At 42.0% G+C, this 18,155-nt stretch carries 24 protein-coding genes; 20 read left to right on the top strand and 4 right to left on the bottom strand.

Going from position 1 to position 18,155, the window contains the following annotated elements; translation table 11 throughout:
* Positions 1-47: 47 nt before the first annotated feature.
* Positions 48-2,060, bottom strand: a complete 2,013-nt coding sequence (locus tag CH377_RS13740) for a S8 family serine peptidase (protein ID WP_100724350.1) — start codon at positions 2,058-2,060, stop codon at positions 48-50.
* Position 2,061: 1 nt separating this feature from the next.
* On the bottom strand, positions 2,062-3,594 hold the full coding sequence (locus CH377_RS13745) for a choice-of-anchor D domain-containing protein (protein ID WP_100724351.1): 1,533 nt from the start codon (positions 3,592-3,594) through the stop codon (positions 2,062-2,064).
* 267 nt (positions 3,595-3,861) lie between these two features.
* On the opposite strand from CH377_RS13745, the gene CH377_RS13750 reads away from it, so the two are divergent.
* Positions 3,862-4,527 carry a TetR/AcrR family transcriptional regulator gene (locus CH377_RS13750; RefSeq protein ID WP_100724437.1) on the top strand — a complete coding sequence of 222 codons (666 nt, stop codon included), beginning with the start codon at positions 3,862-3,864 and terminating at the stop codon, positions 4,525-4,527.
* A gap of 1 nt (position 4,528) precedes the next feature.
* Complete coding sequence (locus CH377_RS13755; RefSeq protein WP_100724352.1) at positions 4,529-5,827, top strand: glycoside hydrolase family 1 protein; 1,299 nt, start codon at positions 4,529-4,531, stop codon at positions 5,825-5,827.
* A 22-nt stretch (positions 5,828-5,849) separates the two neighbouring features.
* Here CH377_RS13755 and CH377_RS13760 read toward each other — a convergent pair whose 3' ends face one another.
* Together CH377_RS13760 and CH377_RS13765 are read right to left on the bottom strand one after the other, a co-directional pair.
* Entirely contained in the window at positions 5,850-6,653 is an 804-nt protein-coding gene (locus CH377_RS13760) for a helix-turn-helix domain-containing protein (RefSeq protein WP_243402053.1), read from the bottom strand.
* Positions 6,654-6,857: 204 nt separating this feature from the next.
* Entirely contained in the window at positions 6,858-7,868 is a 1,011-nt protein-coding gene (locus CH377_RS13765; protein ID WP_100724353.1) for an aldo/keto reductase, read from the bottom strand.
* A 166-nt stretch (positions 7,869-8,034) separates the two neighbouring features.
* Between CH377_RS13765 and CH377_RS13770 the strand changes: the two genes are divergently transcribed.
* From CH377_RS13770 to rpsH, 18 genes are read left to right on the top strand one after another with little or no spacing between them, the layout of a single operon-like run.
* The gene (locus CH377_RS13770; RefSeq protein WP_100724354.1) at positions 8,035-9,909 is read left to right on the top strand and encodes an elongation factor G-like protein; all 1,875 of its coding nucleotides are present in this window, start codon (positions 8,035-8,037) and stop codon (positions 9,907-9,909) included.
* A gap of 51 nt (positions 9,910-9,960) precedes the next feature.
* Entirely contained in the window at positions 9,961-11,166 is a 1,206-nt protein-coding gene (gene tuf / locus CH377_RS13775) for an elongation factor Tu (RefSeq protein ID WP_100710919.1), read from the top strand.
* Positions 11,167-11,176: 10 nt separating this feature from the next.
* Complete coding sequence (rpsJ, locus tag CH377_RS13780; protein ID WP_008593919.1) at positions 11,177-11,485, top strand: 30S ribosomal protein S10; 309 nt, start codon at positions 11,177-11,179, stop codon at positions 11,483-11,485.
* Between the two features lie 11 nt (positions 11,486-11,496).
* Complete coding sequence (gene rplC / locus CH377_RS13785) at positions 11,497-12,117, top strand: 50S ribosomal protein L3 (protein ID WP_100724355.1); 621 nt, start codon at positions 11,497-11,499, stop codon at positions 12,115-12,117.
* 15 nt (positions 12,118-12,132) lie between these two features.
* Complete coding sequence (gene rplD, locus CH377_RS13790) at positions 12,133-12,768, top strand: 50S ribosomal protein L4 (RefSeq protein ID WP_100724356.1); 636 nt, start codon at positions 12,133-12,135, stop codon at positions 12,766-12,768.
* Positions 12,765-13,073, top strand: a complete 309-nt coding sequence (locus CH377_RS13795) for a 50S ribosomal protein L23 (protein WP_086448201.1) — start codon at positions 12,765-12,767, stop codon at positions 13,071-13,073. Before rplD ends, CH377_RS13795 begins: the two co-directional genes overlap by 4 nt.
* A 3-nt stretch (positions 13,074-13,076) precedes the next feature.
* Complete coding sequence (rplB, locus tag CH377_RS13800) at positions 13,077-13,916, top strand: 50S ribosomal protein L2 (RefSeq protein WP_100724357.1); 840 nt, start codon at positions 13,077-13,079, stop codon at positions 13,914-13,916.
* Between the two features lie 2 nt (positions 13,917-13,918).
* Entirely contained in the window at positions 13,919-14,200 is a 282-nt protein-coding gene (gene rpsS / locus CH377_RS13805; protein ID WP_024863921.1) for a 30S ribosomal protein S19, read from the top strand.
* A complete protein-coding gene (gene rplV, locus CH377_RS13810) occupies positions 14,200-14,532 on the top strand; it encodes a 50S ribosomal protein L22 (RefSeq protein ID WP_086448203.1) in 333 nt (110 codons plus the stop codon). Before rpsS ends, rplV begins: the two co-directional genes overlap by 1 nt.
* 11 nt (positions 14,533-14,543) lie before the next feature.
* Positions 14,544-15,221, top strand: coding sequence for a 30S ribosomal protein S3 (gene rpsC / locus CH377_RS13815; protein WP_100724358.1), 678 nt, complete (start codon positions 14,544-14,546; stop codon positions 15,219-15,221).
* 30 nt (positions 15,222-15,251) lie between these two features.
* Positions 15,252-15,665: a 50S ribosomal protein L16 gene (gene rplP, locus CH377_RS13820; protein ID WP_008593851.1), complete on the top strand. Its 414-nt coding sequence runs from the start codon at positions 15,252-15,254 to the stop codon at positions 15,663-15,665.
* Positions 15,662-15,964, top strand: coding sequence for a 50S ribosomal protein L29 (gene rpmC / locus CH377_RS13825; RefSeq protein ID WP_100724359.1), 303 nt, complete (start codon positions 15,662-15,664; stop codon positions 15,962-15,964). The genes rplP and rpmC overlap by 4 nt, the downstream gene beginning before the upstream one ends.
* Before the next feature lie 2 nt (positions 15,965-15,966).
* The gene (rpsQ, locus tag CH377_RS13830) at positions 15,967-16,236 is read left to right on the top strand and encodes a 30S ribosomal protein S17 (RefSeq protein WP_100710925.1); all 270 of its coding nucleotides are present in this window, start codon (positions 15,967-15,969) and stop codon (positions 16,234-16,236) included.
* 1 nt (position 16,237) lies between these two features.
* Positions 16,238-16,630 carry a 50S ribosomal protein L14 gene (rplN, locus tag CH377_RS13835; protein ID WP_008596038.1) on the top strand — a complete coding sequence of 131 codons (393 nt, stop codon included), beginning with the start codon at positions 16,238-16,240 and terminating at the stop codon, positions 16,628-16,630.
* Positions 16,630-16,983, top strand: a complete 354-nt coding sequence (rplX, locus tag CH377_RS13840) for a 50S ribosomal protein L24 (RefSeq protein ID WP_008595860.1) — start codon at positions 16,630-16,632, stop codon at positions 16,981-16,983. Before rplN ends, rplX begins: the two co-directional genes overlap by 1 nt.
* A gap of 3 nt (positions 16,984-16,986) precedes the next feature.
* The gene (rplE, locus tag CH377_RS13845; protein ID WP_086448207.1) at positions 16,987-17,538 is read left to right on the top strand and encodes a 50S ribosomal protein L5; all 552 of its coding nucleotides are present in this window, start codon (positions 16,987-16,989) and stop codon (positions 17,536-17,538) included.
* A 13-nt stretch (positions 17,539-17,551) separates the two neighbouring features.
* The gene (locus CH377_RS13850) at positions 17,552-17,737 is read left to right on the top strand and encodes a type Z 30S ribosomal protein S14 (RefSeq protein ID WP_010513640.1); all 186 of its coding nucleotides are present in this window, start codon (positions 17,552-17,554) and stop codon (positions 17,735-17,737) included.
* Positions 17,738-17,750: 13 nt separating this feature from the next.
* Positions 17,751-18,149 carry a 30S ribosomal protein S8 gene (gene rpsH, locus CH377_RS13855; protein ID WP_008594088.1) on the top strand — a complete coding sequence of 133 codons (399 nt, stop codon included), beginning with the start codon at positions 17,751-17,753 and terminating at the stop codon, positions 18,147-18,149.
* Positions 18,150-18,155 lie beyond the last annotated feature (6 nt).

An 18,155-nucleotide genomic window follows, 5' to 3' on the forward strand; every position in this document is an offset into this window, starting at 1 on the left:
CGATTTGTATGGAAGGAAAAATCCGGGCCGAAACCCGGACTCAAAAGTTATTGAATGGCGCCTGTTATGCCGGTAGGTGCCTGCAAATATTTTAATGCACCATAAGCATCTACTGCTGTTCCATATTTGGTCTTGGTACTAATGGAAGAAGTCGCTCTACCTCCATTTCCAATCGCCTCTATTACATCTTGGGAATTTAGTGTTGGGTTATAGGAACGGACAAGCGCTGCGACTCCTGCCACATGAGGTGTCGCCATTGATGTACCATCTATCACTTTATATTGGGTAAGATTATCTTTATCCAAAGTGGTTAACTCGAATAAAACAACTCCGATCCCAGCTTTCGATACGCTAGCATCCGAATAAAAATAAAAAGCAAAGGTACATGCTGTGGCTGAACCTGTACAAAGCGGTAAAGAATATTCTACAGAACCTAAAGCACCGTTCATTTCTCCCGAATATATTCCTAATCCATACGGAGATTGGCTGGGATGAGGAACTAAATTATCCCCACGATAGGAAGTATAAAGTTTATCAGTTGCCTCAGTGTCCAAGTAAATTAACGCGCTAACTTTTGCCAGATCGGTTCCGCTTCCAATTGAAAACGTTTTGTAGGCATAACTGGTCGTATTTGCATTATAACCACTCGTAGATGTTCCCGCCATCACGGTTGTACAATTGTTCGGAAGCAGCAGCATGCTATAACTAGAGCCGCCTATTATACAATTATTTGCTCCCCAGGTTGTACCAGAGCTTAAATAAATTGTCCAAGTGGAGAAGTCGGTTAATTCATATCCTTCTAATCCTGTCCAAGAACTTCTGATATTTGTTCCAGGAGCTCCCACATCTACGGAACGATTTGCAGGGCCGCTATTTGAATCGTAATTAGAAAAGTTAGCTACTAGATATGCTTGGTCCAATGCCCCGACACATAATAGATTTGTACTAGAGAATTCACATGGGAAAGATTGCTGATAAAGAGAGGTATTCGAACCTTGCAGATCCGCACCGTCGTTACCTGCTGCTACTACAAATAAAGCTTCATAAGGAGTTCCTGCAGCAGCGGAATTGATTGCGTTTGCAAATGAACTATCGTAAGTGCTTCCGCCGAGACTCAAATTGATTACCTTGGCTCCATTACGTAATGCGAAATTGATCCCTTTTACGATCTCCGCTGTGGTTCCGGAACCGAATTCATCTAAAACTCTAACCGCCATTATTTTGGCATTCCAGCAGACTCCTGAGGATCCAAGATTATTATTTCCTTTTGCAGCAATCGTTCCGGCCACATGAGTTCCATGTCCGTCTAAATCCATCGGGTCCGAATCTAAATCGGCATAATCGTAACCATTTGAACATGCTCCGAGAGAAACTCCCGTGTCGCTCACGCAGCTTGCGCTCGACCACATATTGGAAGCTAGATCCTCATGATTATAGTTAACTCCAGAATCAATGACAGCAATTACCGTGGTTGTACAATCCGTTTGTAGATCCCATGCGTTCTCCATATTCATGTCATTACCGCTTGTCCCTGGGTTAGATGTTGAATAAGAAGGAGAAGATATTGTCTGCCCGGAGTTTTTTAGACCCCAAAGTTGATTGAACCCCGGATCATTTGGTGTAGTTGCGGTTTTTTGATACACATAATTAGGCTGAGCAAATTCCACTTCAGGTTGGTTATTATATTCTTGGATAGCTTCTTCTATGGAAGAACCTTCTCGAATAGAAATTCTACTAAGTCCGTTTGAGTGAACAGATTCTAAAACGGAACCTCCTAACTTGTTTGCTGCAAAGGTTTTAACGGATTCCCCAGAATTTCCCTTAAATTTTACTAGGATCTCTCCTTGTACGAATTTTTGATTCTTTGCAAATCTACGTTTTTTAAGACCTTCTGAGCCTGAGTCAGTTTTGACTAATGATTCGAACTTATTTTTGACCTTTTGTAGGAAATTAGAGTCTGAACCTTTCGCAGTTAGACCTCCTACAAATGAGATTGTAAGTATAAATATAAAGATTTGAATCTTAGTATTTTTTTTGAAGAATTGGATTAAATTATTCATGTTATGGACCAGTTACATTAATAGAGAATTGGGAAGAAAAAGCGGAACCTGTATTTAAAGTTGAGTAAGACTTTAACTTAATATAATATGTTCCGGAAGAAGTGACGGTGATTAATTTGCTATTCGGAGCATAAGAACCGTTTGTCCAAGGAACATTCGCGCAAGTTACTCCGGAGTCTCCTTCTGCCGTAAAGGTTGATCCTTTTTTATAGCAGAGTTTAAAGCCCCCTCCGGATTTATTAACATCCTTTTCTTTTGCATTATTCCATTGTATTAGAACATCCTTACTGCCGCCAACTCCGCTCAAATCAATGGAAGAAGAAGATGCAGAACCTAAATCTCCGTTGGAGGACGCAAGCGTCACTTTTGCTGTTCTACTACCGTTAGCAGATGGACTGAATTTAATCGTAAACGTAGTGGAAGAATTTGGTGAAAGTGTCAAGAGCGGAGGTTGAGTCACTGAAAAGTCACTTTGATTTGTGCCACTTAAAGTAACTGGAGAGCTCGGAAGAGTTAAATTGGCTGTCCCTGAATTTAAAATTGTAACAGAGATTGAGCTGGAACTTGCTCCAGGGAGAATGCTTCCGAAACTAAAAGTATGTCCTGTTCCGGTCGTTGCATCTTCTGTGATACTACTGTTATTTACGTATGATACTTTTATATTAGGGACCGGGCCGGAAGTGCCTGTGCCGTTTAATGTCACTTGGAAAGGAGAGGAGCTATCGTTACTTTGGATACTAAAACTTGCGGAATATGAAGTAGAAGCAGTCGGCGCAAAAGTGATCGAGATAGTTCTGCTTTCTCCCGAAGCGATGGTGCTGCTTCCGGATAAGGAACTTAGGCTGAACTTAGAACTATCTGTTCCACTTATGCTTGTATTCGTAATAGTCAGATCTTGGTCGCCTATATTATAGATTGTTAATTGATTTGTCTGAGTGGTTCCAGAACTGGTCGCGAAATTCAGATTAGAGCTGCCGGAAGTTAGGAAATTATCACCATAACTTAAGTTTATATCCGGGCCAGGTAGAGGGGTTGCGGTAACTTCGATATTTAAAAGGAAATTTGAACTCAAGGGATCGTCCGAAACAATCTTTAAAGTCGCCTTTTTTACACCTATGGTCTTAGGCGAAAAGGTAAGGGTAAATGTTTGGGTCGCGCTAGCGCTTAAAACGTTTGAGGTTGGCTGAGTTAGGCTGAATTGGTCTGCATGACTTCCGCCTAAAATAACGTAGTTTGGAGCACCACTGAGCGTTATACTTTCTGGGCTTGTATTCGTAATTACCATTGTATATTGATTTACGCTGCTAGCATATAAACTACCCAACTTTAAAGTTCTTCCTGTCGGCAATCCAGCGTAACCTTGTCTTCCGACCTTTAGGGAAGAGTTTGTTACAGTGGGAGGAGTTGATCCTCCACCAAGGAAAAATTTAAGTCCACCGCCTCCTCCGCCGTCGCATGTCACAAGCGTGAGAAGAAAGAGAACAAATAAGAAACAGAATCGAATATTTTGCAAATTGGGGAGTTTTATTGTCATAAAAATAAAATAGAATTCCAGAGAATTTCATACTTGATAGAGCGCGAATCTTTTCCGCGAGAATCAGGCAAAAAAACAGATCCTGCTATACCTAATTCGAGATATTTCACTTAAAGAATTACGTTATGTGCCCTAAGGGATAATTAACTTAAAGTTACCGGTCTCATTTTTACTTTTCCGCGTATTTGCAAATGGCTTGACGATTCTTCGATTCCGATCCATTTTTAGAAAAATGTCACAATATGTGACATTTTGAAAAGAGGGGATGTGGGAATAAGGGAGCAAACCAGAGAGCTTGTATTAGAAGCCGCAGAATCCCTATTTTTGGCCAAAGGACTCTTGGAAGTTTCCATGGAGGATATTGCTGCAAAAGCATCTTGTACCAGGCGAAATCTGTATCGTTATTTTGATACGAAGGAAGCGCTAACGGTAGCTGTACTTCGTAAACTCATTGAACCTTGGAATACTTTTCAAGAAGAAACCTTTCGTTTACTCAGGGGATCAGGTTTAACCGGACGCCAAGAACTTTCTTCATTTTTAGAGACCTTGACCAGATATTTAGAAATTCATAAAGACTTAATTCGATTTTCCGCAGAGTTCGATTTCTTATTTCGAGATCATAATGCTTTCCAATTGGATCTTTCTTCCGAAAGATCCATGTATGCCGAATTCCAAGTAACGGAAAAACTTATCGTACAGATTTTAGAAAAGGGAGAAATTGATGGAAGTCTTAGACTTCCTTCTCCGCCTTCTATCATAGTTCCTACGATCACTACCGTACTTTGGGCGCTTGGTCAAAGAGTTGCACTTCGTGAAAATCTGATCCGCATAGAATTCGGAATAGATGGCATGACCATCATTCAAAACCAGATAGATCTTATCATACTAGCGCTCACACCAACAAAAGAGCCGGAAATAAAAGAGGAGAATTAAAATGAAGAATAGTTTCGAACTTCCAAAAGAATTTTTATTAGGCTCTGCAACTGCAGCAACCCAGATAGAAGGAGGGGATATTCATAATAATTGGTATGCATGGTCTCTTGCAGGAAAAGTTGGTAATGGAGAATCTTCCATTACCGGGGCGGATCATTATCGTAGATATATAGAAGATATAGAACTTCTCTCTCAACTTCACCAAGAATGTTATAGAATGAGTATCGAATGGAGTCGTATAGAACCCAAACAAGGAGAATGGTCAGCAGAAGGAGTAGAACATTATCGCGACGAGTTCCAAAGACTTATCAAAGCAGGCATCAAACCGCTTGTAACTCTTCATCATTTTTCTTGTCCTCAATGGTTCCAGGAAAAAGGAGGTTGGCTCTCCAAGAATGCGGTAGATGACTTCATGAGATTTGTGGACTTCTCCGTTAAAAGTTTTGGAGATTTGGTTTCAGAATGGTGTACTATCAATGAACCGAATGTATTCGCAAATGATAGTTATATGGATGGAAAATATCCTCCGGGAAGTCACGGTGATATTGCGGCTTACATGAAGGTTACTAAAAATCTGATTATAGTACATTTGAAATCATATAAGCTGATCCATAAAATCCGCAAGGAACTCGGATTTACAGGAGAAACAAAAGTTGGTTTCGCTCATCATCTTGCTATCTTTGAACCTTTTAATTCTCATCCACTCGCTAAATTAGGCTGTTTCTTAAGCGATTATCTATTTCACGAGATCCATATGAAAGGATTTGTAGAAGGTAAACTATGTTTTCCAGTAGGCTTCGGTTATCCAGAAGGGAAGGGGATCTTCTGCGATTTTATAGGGATCAATTATTATTCCAGACATCTATTTAAGGCTAGTTATAATCCAGGAAATCTATTCGCTACTCCACTCGTAGATCCTAAAGTTTCTGAATCGGAGAAAAATGATCTAGGCTGGGAAATTTATCCGGAAGGTATCTACAAAGTTTGTCATCGCGCCTGGGATAAATACAAACTTCCAATTTACATCACAGAGAATGGAATTCCGGACGAGAAAGATGAAAAGAGAGAAAAATATATCGTAGACCATCTATATCAAATCAAACTTCTCTTGGACGAAGGTGTGAAAGTGGAGCGTTATTATCATTGGTCTTTTCTGGATAATTTAGAATGGAATGATGGTTATGGCCCTCGATTCGGTTTGGTAGAAGTAGATTATACAACTATGAAAAGAAAACCTAGAATGAGTGCACTTCGTTACGCAGAGATCTGTCGAACTAAGAAGATCCAATTTCGCGGATAGGTTAGATCCAGAGCGAATTTCCTCAGTCGAAGGAGTTTCTAAACTCCAAGGGAGAAAGTTTCGTTTTTGCCTTGAAGAGTCTGCTGAAATATTGAGGGTATTCGAATCCAAGCTGAAATGCGATTTCGTTTATGGATAAGGATGTAGTGGTCAATTTTTCTTTGGCCTTTTCGATGATCCAGTCATGTATATGTCGCTGGGCGTTCTGGCCGGTAATATTCTTTAATAAATCGCTTAGATAGCTTGGGGAAATATTCAATTGAAAAGATATATACTTTACAGTCGGTAATCCAAGCTCAGAAACCTTATTCGATTCGAAATATTCTTCTAAAATTTTTTCGAGTCGGATCAAGGTATCATGATTCGAATTTTTACGAGTTATAAACTGCCTGTTGTAAAACCGATTAGAGTAATGGATGAGTAATTCTATTTGCGAAACCATTAGATCCTGACTAAATGAATCAATTGAAGTCAGATGCTCCTCCTGGATATTTCTCATAATGGAATCTATAGTTGCCTCCTCTTTTTGTGAGAGATGTAACGCTTCATGGAGTTCGTAAGAGAAGAAATGGAAATTCTTAATTTTTCTCGCGAGATCATAATTTCTAATAAAATCTTTGTGAAAGATCAAATACCAACCTGACAGCTCCGAAAGATCGATACTATCATCAAAAGAAAATATCTGCTTTGGCGAACTGAACGCCATGACCCCTTCTCGAAAGTCTAGGTTTTGTCTACCGTATCGAATATTTCCTTTTATATTTTTCTTAATTGAAATACTGTAAAAATCGAATACGAATTTGTTCTCAAGTAAGAAGGGTTTCATTTGCGAATTAATTCTCTTGAGTTCAGTTATGCTGAGCAAGGGATGAGATGGTCTGGGGAGTTCGAATATCTCATGATATTCTGAGATCGAATTGATTGTGATCAGATTCTTTGGGCTCATAATTTTTTGACAGATGCTGAATCGGATTCTCCCGGTTTTTCCCGATCTTATTTCGAAAAAACCGGAAGTAATCGGATCCAAATCCTATTGGTTGACGATAGACATTCCTCGATCATCATAACGATTTCCAGTGGATAACTCCATAGGAATGATCGATTCAATTTTTTCTAATTCTTTTGAAGTTAAGGAGATATTTGCTGCTGCACTATTTTCTTCCAGATACCGGATCTTCTTAGTTCCGGGGATTGCGACGATGTCTTTCGCAAAAACCCAGGCCAGAGCTAGTTGAGAGGGGGTAATCCCTTTGGCAGATGCAATATTTTGGATCTCTTTTACCAATTCTAAATTCTTTTGAAACTGATCTCCCTGGAATCTAGGAATATTTTTTCGGAAATCGTTCTGATCCAGATCTTCTGCAGATTGGATTCTTCCCGTTAGAAAACCTCTACCCAATGGAGAATAAGCAACAAGACCGATCCCTAACTCTTTAAGAGTATTCAAGATTCCTAATCTTTCTATATCCCTTTCAAAGAGAGAATACTCGGATTGGATTGCGGAAAGAGGGTGGACTCTATGGGCCTTCTGGATGGTTTCTGATCCCACTTCAGATAAACCGATGTATTTCACTTTTCCTTCCTTCACTAATTCCGACATTGCTCCTACTGTTTCTTCAATCGGGATGTTCGGATCCATACGATGTAGATAGTAAAGATCGACATGATCCGTTCCTAAGTTTTTCAAAGAACGTTCCGCAGCTTTCTTTACATATTCAGGATGACCGTTAATATTCCAGGTGAGCTGATCTTGATCGTTTATTTCAAAGCCGAATTTGGTCGCTATAATATATTTATCCCGATTTCCTCGGATCGCTTTGGCGATCAATCTTTCATTAACTAAAGGTCCATACAGGTCTGCAGTGTCCAAGAAATTGACTCCGAGTTCCAGGGACCGATGGATCGTTGCAATCGATTCCTTTTCTTCATTGGGACCGTAAATGTTTTGTCCCGCGATCTCCGACATTCCCATACAACCTAATCCTTCGATTGGAACGATTAGCCCTTGGCTTCCTAATTTGATTTTTTTGATGGTGCTCATATGTAAAATCTGACTCTATGCTTGATCGGATTTGAATCCAAATCCAGTCGGAGGGAGTATACGAATCCACTTTATTCCTATACGAAAAGAAGGAACTAAGCCTTTCGATTTCTTTCTCTTTAAAAAATCTCCGTGACTCTGTGCATCTGCGTGAGAAAAATGCGTTGTGTCTGTACCATTCTTAAATCCTGGAATCTTCGCACATATTGATGCGGGCAAAACCACTCTTCTGGAAAGGATCCTATTCGAGACCGGCAAAATTTCGGCACCCGGAAGAATTGAAGAAGGTACGACAGAGTCTGATTATCTTCCGGAAGAGATAGAAAGAGGAATTTCTATCCAGTCCACTGTGGCTCGGATCCCTTATCCAAATCCCGAAAAGCCTCGAGTTATTCTTCAGTTCGTGGACAATCCTGGACATTTGGATTTTCAATCCCAGGCAAATGCTTCTCTCCTTGTTTCCGACTTTGGCCTTGTCCTTATAGATTCATTCGAAGGGTTAAAGTCCCAGACCTTTCAGAATGTGGAAGCTCTTCGAAAGGCCGGGAAACCAATATTATTTTTTCTAAATAAACTAGATCGTCCTGGTGCAGACATTCTCTCTCCATTGGTTGATCTGGAAGTCGCCTTAGGAAAAGAACCAATCCTTTTATTCAAAGAAGATGGAACTATTCCAGTTTTAAAGGGAGAAGGAGGGGAGTCTGAACTTCTACCATTGATAGAATGGGATCACGGGCTTTCGGAAGAATATCTAAAGGATCATGACCTTCTTCCTAAACTTGCGATTAAAGGTTTGGTAAAAGGGTTCTGGGAAGGGCAAATTTTTCCAGTGCTCGGAGGTTCTGCGCTCCAAGGACTTGGGGTAAGGGAACTACTTTCTCTCTTGGAAGTCCTCGCTCAAGGAAAACCTAGTTCCCCTTCTTCCAAGGAACAAGCAGGGGTTGCATTCAAAAGAGAGATTCATCCTGAACTTGGAAAACTTCTTCATTTCCAAACTTTGGCATCCATTAAGGTCGGAGACTTCTTCTTACATGGCGAAACAAGACATAAGATAGAGAACTTATACCAAATTTCTGCAAGAGATTATGAAGAAGTTTCTTCGGGAGAAGTTGGAGAACTTCTCGCAACTACCTCACTCTTGGATTGGATCCCGGGAGAAATTCTTTCGAGACATAATGCAGAAAACAAAACTCTGCTCTCTCCCATCAGAAAACAATTTCAGATCCTAATAGAACCGGAAAAAGAAGAAGATCGACAAGAACTTTGGGATCGTTTACGGGATCTGGCTTGGTTGGATGAAGCAGTAAGTGTAGATATTCTCTCTGAAACAGGGCAATTTCGTTTATCAGGCACCGGTGAGTTACATTTAGAGATCTCTCTTTCTCGTTTGAAAGAGTCTTTTTCGAAAAGCTTTCAAACAAGTGGAATCAAGGTTGCAAGATTTGCTCTATGGAAAAATTTGGTTCAAAAGGTCGCATTTCAGCATACCGCGTTCGATCAAAAGATCTCGAGCGGTCAGGTGCTCGCGTCCTTGGAAAGTTCTCACAACTTTTCTAAGGGAGTGCGGTTTAATGTTCAGCTAGCTGATCCAATCAAAGAGGCGATTACATCCGCGTTTACGGAAGTCACCGCCCGGGGGATAGACGGAGAAGAAGTTCTCGGTCTACAAATGATTGTCGAAGGTTACGAGTCTCCAAGTGAGACAACGTCTTTCGATCTTTCTTCTCTGATCAAAGTAGCTGTCATCAAAGGTTTAAAGGACATAATTCCGAATCATTCGGGTTTCATTGGTCCCCTTTCCGAGTTAGAGATTCTTACACCGAATCAATATCTCGGAGATATATTGGCCAGTTTGGCTAAGAGGGACGCGAAGATTCGTAAGGTCACTGAGTTGACCGAAGGGCGTCATTTGATCCAGGCAAGCGCTTCTACGCAAAACTTGCTTGGCTTTAGCGGTGTCCTTAGAAATATGGCACAGGGAAGGGGCGTCCTATCTTTGGACACCCTTTTCGACTTTGATAACCATTCTGTATTGTTTTAACAAACAAGTCTGTATTCAGATTTGTTAATAAAGTAAGGAGTTAAAAACGCTATGGCTAAGGAGAAATTCGACAGGTCCAAACCACACTTAAACGTTGGTACAATCGGACACGTTGACCATGGAAAAACCACGCTAACGGCAGCAATCACCACTACGCTTGCAAAAGTATTGGGTGGAAAAAACAAAGCCGTAGCGTACGACCAAATCGATAACGCACCTGAGGAAAAAGCTCGTGGTATCACCATCGCTACTTCTCACCAAGAGTATGAGACTGCGAACCGCCACTATGCTCACGTAGACTGCCCAGGTCACGCTGACTATGTTAAAAACATGATCACCGGTGCTGCTCAGATGGACGCTGCGATCCTAGTTGTATCTGCAACTGACGGACCAATGCCTCAAACGAAAGAGCATATCCTGCTCGCTCGTCAGGTAGGCGTTCCTTACATCATCGTATTCATCAACAAAGCTGATATGCTTGCTGCTGATGAGCGCGAAGAGATGATCCAAATGGTTGAGATGGACGTTCGTGACTTGTTAAACAAGTACAGCTTCCCTGGTGATGACACCCCAATCATCTACGGATCCGCTCTTAAAGCTCTTGAAGGCGACGAGTCTGAGTTAGGAGCTCCATCTGTTGTTAAACTAATGGAAGCTTTGGACACTTACGTTCCAAACCCTAAGCGTATCGTTGATAAACCTTTCCTAATGCCAGTAGAGGACGTATTCTCTATCACTGGTCGTGGAACTGTTGCAACTGGAAGAGTAGAACAAGGAACTTTGAAAATCAACGACGAAGTTGAAATCGTTGGTGTTCGTCCTACCACTAAAACAGTTGTTACTGGTATTGAGATGTTCCGTAAACTTTTAGATTCTGCTGAGGCTGGAGACAATATTGGTGCTCTTCTTCGTGGAACTAAAAAAGAAGACATCGAAAGAGGACAGGTTCTTGCTAAGCCAGGATCAATCACTCCTCACAAAAAATTCAACGCGGAAGTTTACGTTCTTACTAAGGACGAAGGTGGACGTCACACTCCATTCTTCAATAACTACCGTCCACAGTTCTATTTCAGAACTACCGACATCACTGGCGTCTGTAACCTGCCTAACGGTATGGAAATGGTAATGCCTGGTGACAACGTTACGATGAGCATCGAGTTGATTCACCCGATCGCTATGGACAAAGGTCTTAAATTCGCGATTCGCGAAGGTGGAAAGACTATCGGTTCTGGCGTAGTGGCTGAGATCACCGAGTAAGAGAAAGGGAATGGCTGGCCAAAAGATCAGAGTAAAGCTTAAAGCTTTCGATCATAAGTTGATCGACCAATCAACTTACGAGATCGTTGCGACTGCCAAAAGGACCGGAGCTACTGTCTCCGGTCCGATTCCTCTTCCAACGAAGAAGGAAATATACACAGTCCTCCGTTCTCCACACGTAAATAAAAAATCAAGAGAGCAGTTTGAGATGAAAACTCACAAAAGGCTCATAGACATTCTGGACACCAATGAAGACACAGTTGAGGCTTTAATGAAGCTACAACTCCCTGCAGGTGTTTCAGTGGATATTAAATCCTAAGGGAAGAAAAAATGGCAAAGGGATTAATCGGTAAAAAGATAGGGATGTCCCAAATCTTCGACGAGCAAGGAAACATTATTCCTGTGACCGTCTTAGAAGTAGGTCCCTGCGCAGTTTCCCAAGTCAAGTCCGCCGCTACGGACGGTTACGACGCGATACAATTAGCTTATCAGGATGATAAAGAAAAACACCTGACCAAAAGCGAGATAAAGCATTTGGCAAAAGCTGGACTAACTCCTAAGAGAGTGTTGAAGGAATTCCGGAATTTCGGCGAAGAGCCGGCAGCGGGAGCTGAATTGAAAGCACAAGACGTGTTTGCAGTTTCGGATATTGTAAAAGTTACAGGAACCAGCAAAGGTAAAGGTTTCCAAGGTGTTATCAAAAGATACGGACACCATGGTGGACCAGGAGCTCACGGTTCTCGTTTTCATAGACATCCAGGATCCATGGGATCCAACACCACTCCAGGTAGAGTATTCAAAGGTCGTAAATTGCCGGGCCGTATGGGTTTTGATACAAAGACTGTATTGAACCTGAAAGTGGTTCGTATTCACGAAGCAGAAAATTTGGTTTTTGTAAGCGGATCCGTTCCGGGACGTGCAAACTCCATCATCACTATTGAGAAGATATAAAGACCGCGGTTAGTCATGAAAGCACAGAAGTACTCAAAAGAAGGAAAACTGCTCTCGGAAATCGAACTTCCTGCAGCGTTGTTCGAATCCAAATATAGCAGCGGCGCGATTTACGACGCCATCAAAGCGGAGAATGCTAACCTTCGCTCCGGGAATCATCATACCAAAACTCGCTCGGAAGTTTCCGGCGGTGGTAAAAAGCCTTGGTCCCAAAAAGGAACCGGTAGAGCTCGTCAAGGTTCTATCCGTGCTCCTCACTGGGTGGGCGGTGGTACTGTTCACGGACCTCGCAAAAGAGATTATTCTTATAACGTTTCTCCTAAAGTAAAACGTAGAGCGGTTCTTTCCGTTTTGAATAAGAAAGCTCAAGACGCGGTCATTAAAGTAGTAGAAGATCTGGATCCAAAAGAATTCAGCACTAAAGCGTTCTCTACTTTATTCAGCAATATCGGACTAAAGAACACCGGAGTGATCGGCTTCTTAGTAGATGGAGAGAACGACTTCCTCAAAAAGTCAGTTCGTAATATCCCTACTGTAAAATACATCAACTCTAAACGTATCGCGGTTCGTGACATTCTATATAATAGAAATCTTGTAATCACCGAAGCAGCTTTGGGAGAAATTCTCAAACATTACGGAGAAGGAAAATGAATCTTAACGAAGTAATTTTATCTCCGATCATCACCGAAAAGTCTCAGGATCTGGAGACTATCGGTGAGAAAGCCGGTAAAAGAACCGTAAAATATACTGTGGAAATTCACCCTAGAGCTAACAAAACTCTAGTGAAGGAAGCTTTTCGCAAAATTTATAACGTAGTACCTTCTTCCGTAAACATCCAAGTGTATCGCGGAAAGATAAAAAGATTCCGTCATCTACCTGCTCCTAAAGCTCATTGGAAAAAAGCAATCGTGACTTTCCAAGACGGTGCGAGCATCGACTTCGGAAAGGAAGCATAAGAAATGGGAATTAAAAAGTTTAAACCCGTTACTGCCGCCAGCCGTTTTAAATCGGTATTAACCTTCGAGGAAATCACCGAGACAGAACCGTATCGCCCTTTAACGATCAGCTTAAATTATAAAGCGGGTCGCGGAGAAGGTGGTAAAATTGCGGTTCGCAGAAAAGGCGGAAGAGTAAAACGCAAATATCGTATCATCGACTTCAAACGTCGTAAAGTAGGGATTACCGCTACAGTTAAGACTGTAGAATACGATCCGTACCGTTCGGCATTTATTTCTCTCGTTAGTTATTCTGACGGAGAATACGCTTATATCCTAAATGCGGAAGGCATGAAAGTTGGAGACAAAGTTTCCAATGGAGAAGGCGCTGAAATTAAAGTTGGAAACGCACTTCCACTCGGAAAAATTCCTCCAGGCACTAACGTGCATAACGTGGAATTGAAAATTGGAAGAGGCGGACAAATTGCAAGAACCGCAGGATCCTTCGCTACTATCGCAGGTAGAGACGGAGAATACGTTCTTCTTAAACTTCCAAGCTCTGAAGTTCGTAAAGTTCACCAGAACTGTTACGCTACTATAGGAATTTGCAGCAATAGAGATCATAACCTTGTTTCCATCGGTAAAGCTGGTAGAAACAGATGGTTGGGAAAACGTCCTAAGGTCAGAGGGGTTGTAATGAACCCAGTTGATCACCCACATGGTGGTGGTGAAGGACGTACTTCCGGAGGACGTCACCCAGTGACTCCTTGGGGTATTCCAACTAAAGGATACAAAACTCGTCGTAGGGCTAAACCTTCTGACAAGTTTATTATCCAGAAGAGAAAGGGAAATAGGAGCAGGTAATCATCATGAGATCTTCTAAAAAAGGTCCGTTCATCGACAGTCACCTCATGAGCAAGGTGATCAAGCTGAACTCTGAAAACCAAAAGAAACCGTTTAAAACCTGGTCTCGTAGAAGTACGATTTTCCCGGACATGATCGGTCACACCATCATGGTTCATAACGGAAACAAATTTATCCCTGTTTTCATCAATGATAACATGGTAGGACACAAGTTGGGAGAATTCGCTCCAACTCGTACTTATCGTGGTCATGGAAACACTGATAAAAAGGCGGCTAAGAAATAATGGAAGCCGTAGCAATCGCAAGATTTATTAGAATGTCCCCTCGCAAACTTCGTCTTGTTGCGGATGAGATCCGTGGATACGAAGTTGCTGAAGCTCTGGATATTCTAAAATATACTAATAAGAGAGCGATCGAGCCTATCTTCAAACTTATCAAATCTGCTTCTGCAAACGCAGTAGTAAAAAGTGATAATGCTGATCCGGGCAAGATGTTCATTAAAAAGATCCTAGTGGACGAAGGCCCAATCCTTAAACGCTTCCGTCCTCGCGCTCGTGGTAGAGCTGCAAGGATTCGTAAGAGAACCAGCCACGTTACAGTGGTAATCTCGGATTAATAGGGGAAATCATGGGACAGAAAGTTAACCCAATCGGACTTCGTATCGGAATTACCCGTGGATGGGATTCCATTTGGTTCTCGCAAGCTGACTACAGAAAGAACCTGCACGAAGATATTAGAATTCGTAGATTTATCCAAGGCCGTTTCAAAGAAGCAGGCGTTGTAAAAGTTGTTGTGGAGCGTTTTCCTGAAAAAATCAACGTTAACCTTCACACTGCTAAGCCAGGTGTGGTAATCGGTAAAAACGGAGCGAATATCGAAGCCGTTAAAAAAGTTCTTAAAACTATGACCGAGAAACCTCTTAATCTTAACATTATCGAAGTTAAGAAACCTGAGACTATCGCACAATGTATTGCTGAGTCTATCGCGATCCAAATCCAAGAACGTCAACCGTTCCGCCGCGTGATGAAACAAGAACTTCGTCGTGCGATGAGAGGTGGAGTAGAAGGAATTAAGATCCTTATCTCCGGACGTTTGAACGGAGCGGACATGGCTCGTCGTGAAGGTTATCGTGAAGGAAGAATTCCTCTTCATACCCTAAGAGCGAAAATCGATCTAGGATTCCGTGAAGCCAGCACCACTTTCGGACAAATCGGAGTGAAGGTTTGGACTTACACTGGAGACTTCATCAACAGTAAAGAAGAGTCCGAAGAAGATAAATACGCCGTTAAAAGAAGGACCAACTGATCGTCTCTGATGATCCAAAGGTAAAAAACGATGTTATCACCTAAAAGAGTTAAGTTCAGAAAAAGACAAAGGGGCCGCTTGAAAGGAAACGACGAGCGTGGTTCCAAAGTGTCCTTCGGTGAGTTCGGTCTTAAAGCCGTTACTTCCGGACGTTTGACTGCAAGACAGATCGAAGCGGCAAGGATCACTATCAACCGTCAGGTAAAAAGAGGCGGGAAACTTTGGATTAGGATCTTCCCTCATCTACCTATTACTAAAAAACCAGCGGAAACTCGTATGGGTAAAGGTAAAGGTAACCCTGAGTTCTGGATCGCAGAGATCAGACCTGGTAGAGTTTTATTCGAAATGAGCGGAATCGATGAAGCAACCGCTAAAAAAGCTTTGGATCTGGCTGCTTATAAACTACCGGTTCAAACTGAATTCGTGAAGAGGTCTACGCTGTGAAAAAGATCAAACTCGCAGAGTTGAAAGACGCAGAAATTTTAGCACAATTGGAAGATGCTTACAAAATCATTCGTACAGCACGTTTCCAATACGGAGTTGCTCGTTCTTTGGAGAACCCGAAGGTGATTACTAACGCGAAGAAAAAAATCGCACGCCTTCTAACTATCCAAAAGAACAGAGAGTTGGCTGCGAAGTCTGGCGCCACTAAAGCTAGACGTTATTCAAGAGCTACTCGTAAGGTACAGGCTTTGGCAAAAGCAAACGCTTCTGCTAAGAAGGTAGCTAAAGGAACGAACTGATTATGGAAACTGCAAAGAAGCATATAAAAAAATCACTTCTTAGCGAAGGTAAAGTCGTGAGCACCGCTATGGATAAAACCTTAGTGATGTTAGTAGAAGCTCGCAAGACTCACCCTAAGTTTAAGAAGATCGTTCGTAGAACCGTTAAAATGAAGGTTCATGACGAAAGAAATGAGTGCCAAGTAGGAGATAGAATTCTGGCGATTGAAACCAGACCTCTATCCCGTGAAAAGCGTCACCGTCTATTTAAGATCGTAGAAAAGGCAAAGTAAGATGATCCAACAGGAAACCATCCTCCAAGTCGCCGATAACTCCGGAATCAAAAGAGTTATGTGTATTAAAGTCTTAGGAGGCTCTAAAAAACGTTACGCCTCCGTAGGAGACGAGATCATCGTCGCCGTTAAAGACGCACAACCTGCATACGGGTTAAAAGATTCCACGGGGAAAAAGGTCCATAACAAGGCCGTTCAACGCGCAGTTGTTGTTAGAACTAAAAAAGAAATCCGTCGTCCAGATGGTTCTTATATTCGTTTCGATGATAACGCAGTCGCAATTATCGACGACAAAGGAAACCCGAAAGGGACCCGTATTTTCGGGCCAGTAGCTCGCGAACTTCGCGATAAAAAATACGCTAAGATCATCTCCCTAGCGCCGGAGGTTTTATAATGTCTAAGCTAACGTATCGGGGATCCGAATATACAAAATTCAAATCCGTTCGCCTTCACAAAGATGACGAAGTAGTCGTTATCGCAGGAAAGGAGAAAGGAAAAAAAGGCAAGATCCTAGTTATCGATAAGAAAAGGGATCGTGTAGTAGTAGAAGGACTGAATAAACGTAAACGTTTCTTAAGACCTACCCAAGAAAACCCTCAAGGTGGTATCGTAGAAGTGGAAGCTCCAATGCACATTTCTAACGTAATGTTCTACGATTCCAAAAAGAAGAAGGGAGTTCGTCTGGGCTACCAAGAGAACAAAGGTAAAAAAGTCCGCGTTTCTAAGCCGGAAGGGAAAGAGATCTAAGTCATGGCAGCAGCTAGATTAAGAGATAAATACGGGAAAGAAATCGTTCCCGCTCTTCAGAAACAATTTAACTTCAAGTCCATTATGCAAGTTCCTCGTTTGGAAAAAATCGTTCTGAACGTGGGAATGGGTGAGGCTCATACCAACCCTAAAGCATTGGAAGCGGCAGTAGAAGAACTCGCATTGATCACCGGACAACGCCCGGTTAAAACCAAGGCAAAAAAATCCATCGCAGGATTCAAACTCCGCGAAGGTATGAGCCTCGGTACCACAGTTACCTTACGTGGAAACTATATGTATGAGTTTCTAGATCGTTTGGTGAACGTGGCTCTTCCAAGGGTGCGTGACTTTAAAGGAGTTTCCGAGAAAGGTTTTGACGGCCGCGGAAACTACAACTTCAGCATCAAAGAACAAATCATTTTCCCAGAGATCAAAGTGGATAAGATCAACACTCTCTACGGGATGAACCTGACCTTCGTAACGAACACCAAGGTAGACGCAGAAGCTTATAGCCTTCTCGCTGCTTTCGGTATGCCGTTCCGGAACCTGAGATAAGGAGCCCGCAATCATGGCTAAGACCTCTTTAATCGAAAGACATAAGAAAAAAAAGAAATTCAAAGTAAGGGTTCACAACCGTTGCCCACTTTGCGGACGCCCTCGCGGTTACCTAAGAAGATTCGACATGTGCAGAATCTGCTTCCGGAAGCTTGCTAGCCAAGCTCAAATTCCGGGCGTAGTTAAGGCATCTTGGTAAGGAGGACATTATAATGAGTTTATCTGATCCAATCGGTGATATGCTGACCCGCATTCGTAATGCTGGTCGTGCGAAACATGAAAGTTGTGTGATTCCAGGAAGTAAGATCAAACGTTCTATTCTGGAGTTATTAAAAGAAGAAGGATTTATCAACGGCTATGAGCCGGTGACTAACGGAAGTTTCGAAGATTTCAAAGTTGCTTTGAAATACGATGTAACCAAAAGACCAGTGATCCGCGAGTTAGTTCGTGTATCTAAACCAGGTCGTAGAGTTTACATGAAAAGCGAAGAGATCCGCCCGTATAAAAATAATATGGGAACTATGATTCTCTCCACTTCCAAGGGAGTTATGACCGGCAAAAAAGCTCGGAAATTACGCGTAGGAGGAGAGGTTATCTGTAAACTCTCTTAAGAGTGA

Source organism: Leptospira haakeii, from assembly GCF_002812045.1.
Taxonomy (GTDB): domain Bacteria; phylum Spirochaetota; class Leptospiria; order Leptospirales; family Leptospiraceae; genus Leptospira_B; species Leptospira_B haakeii.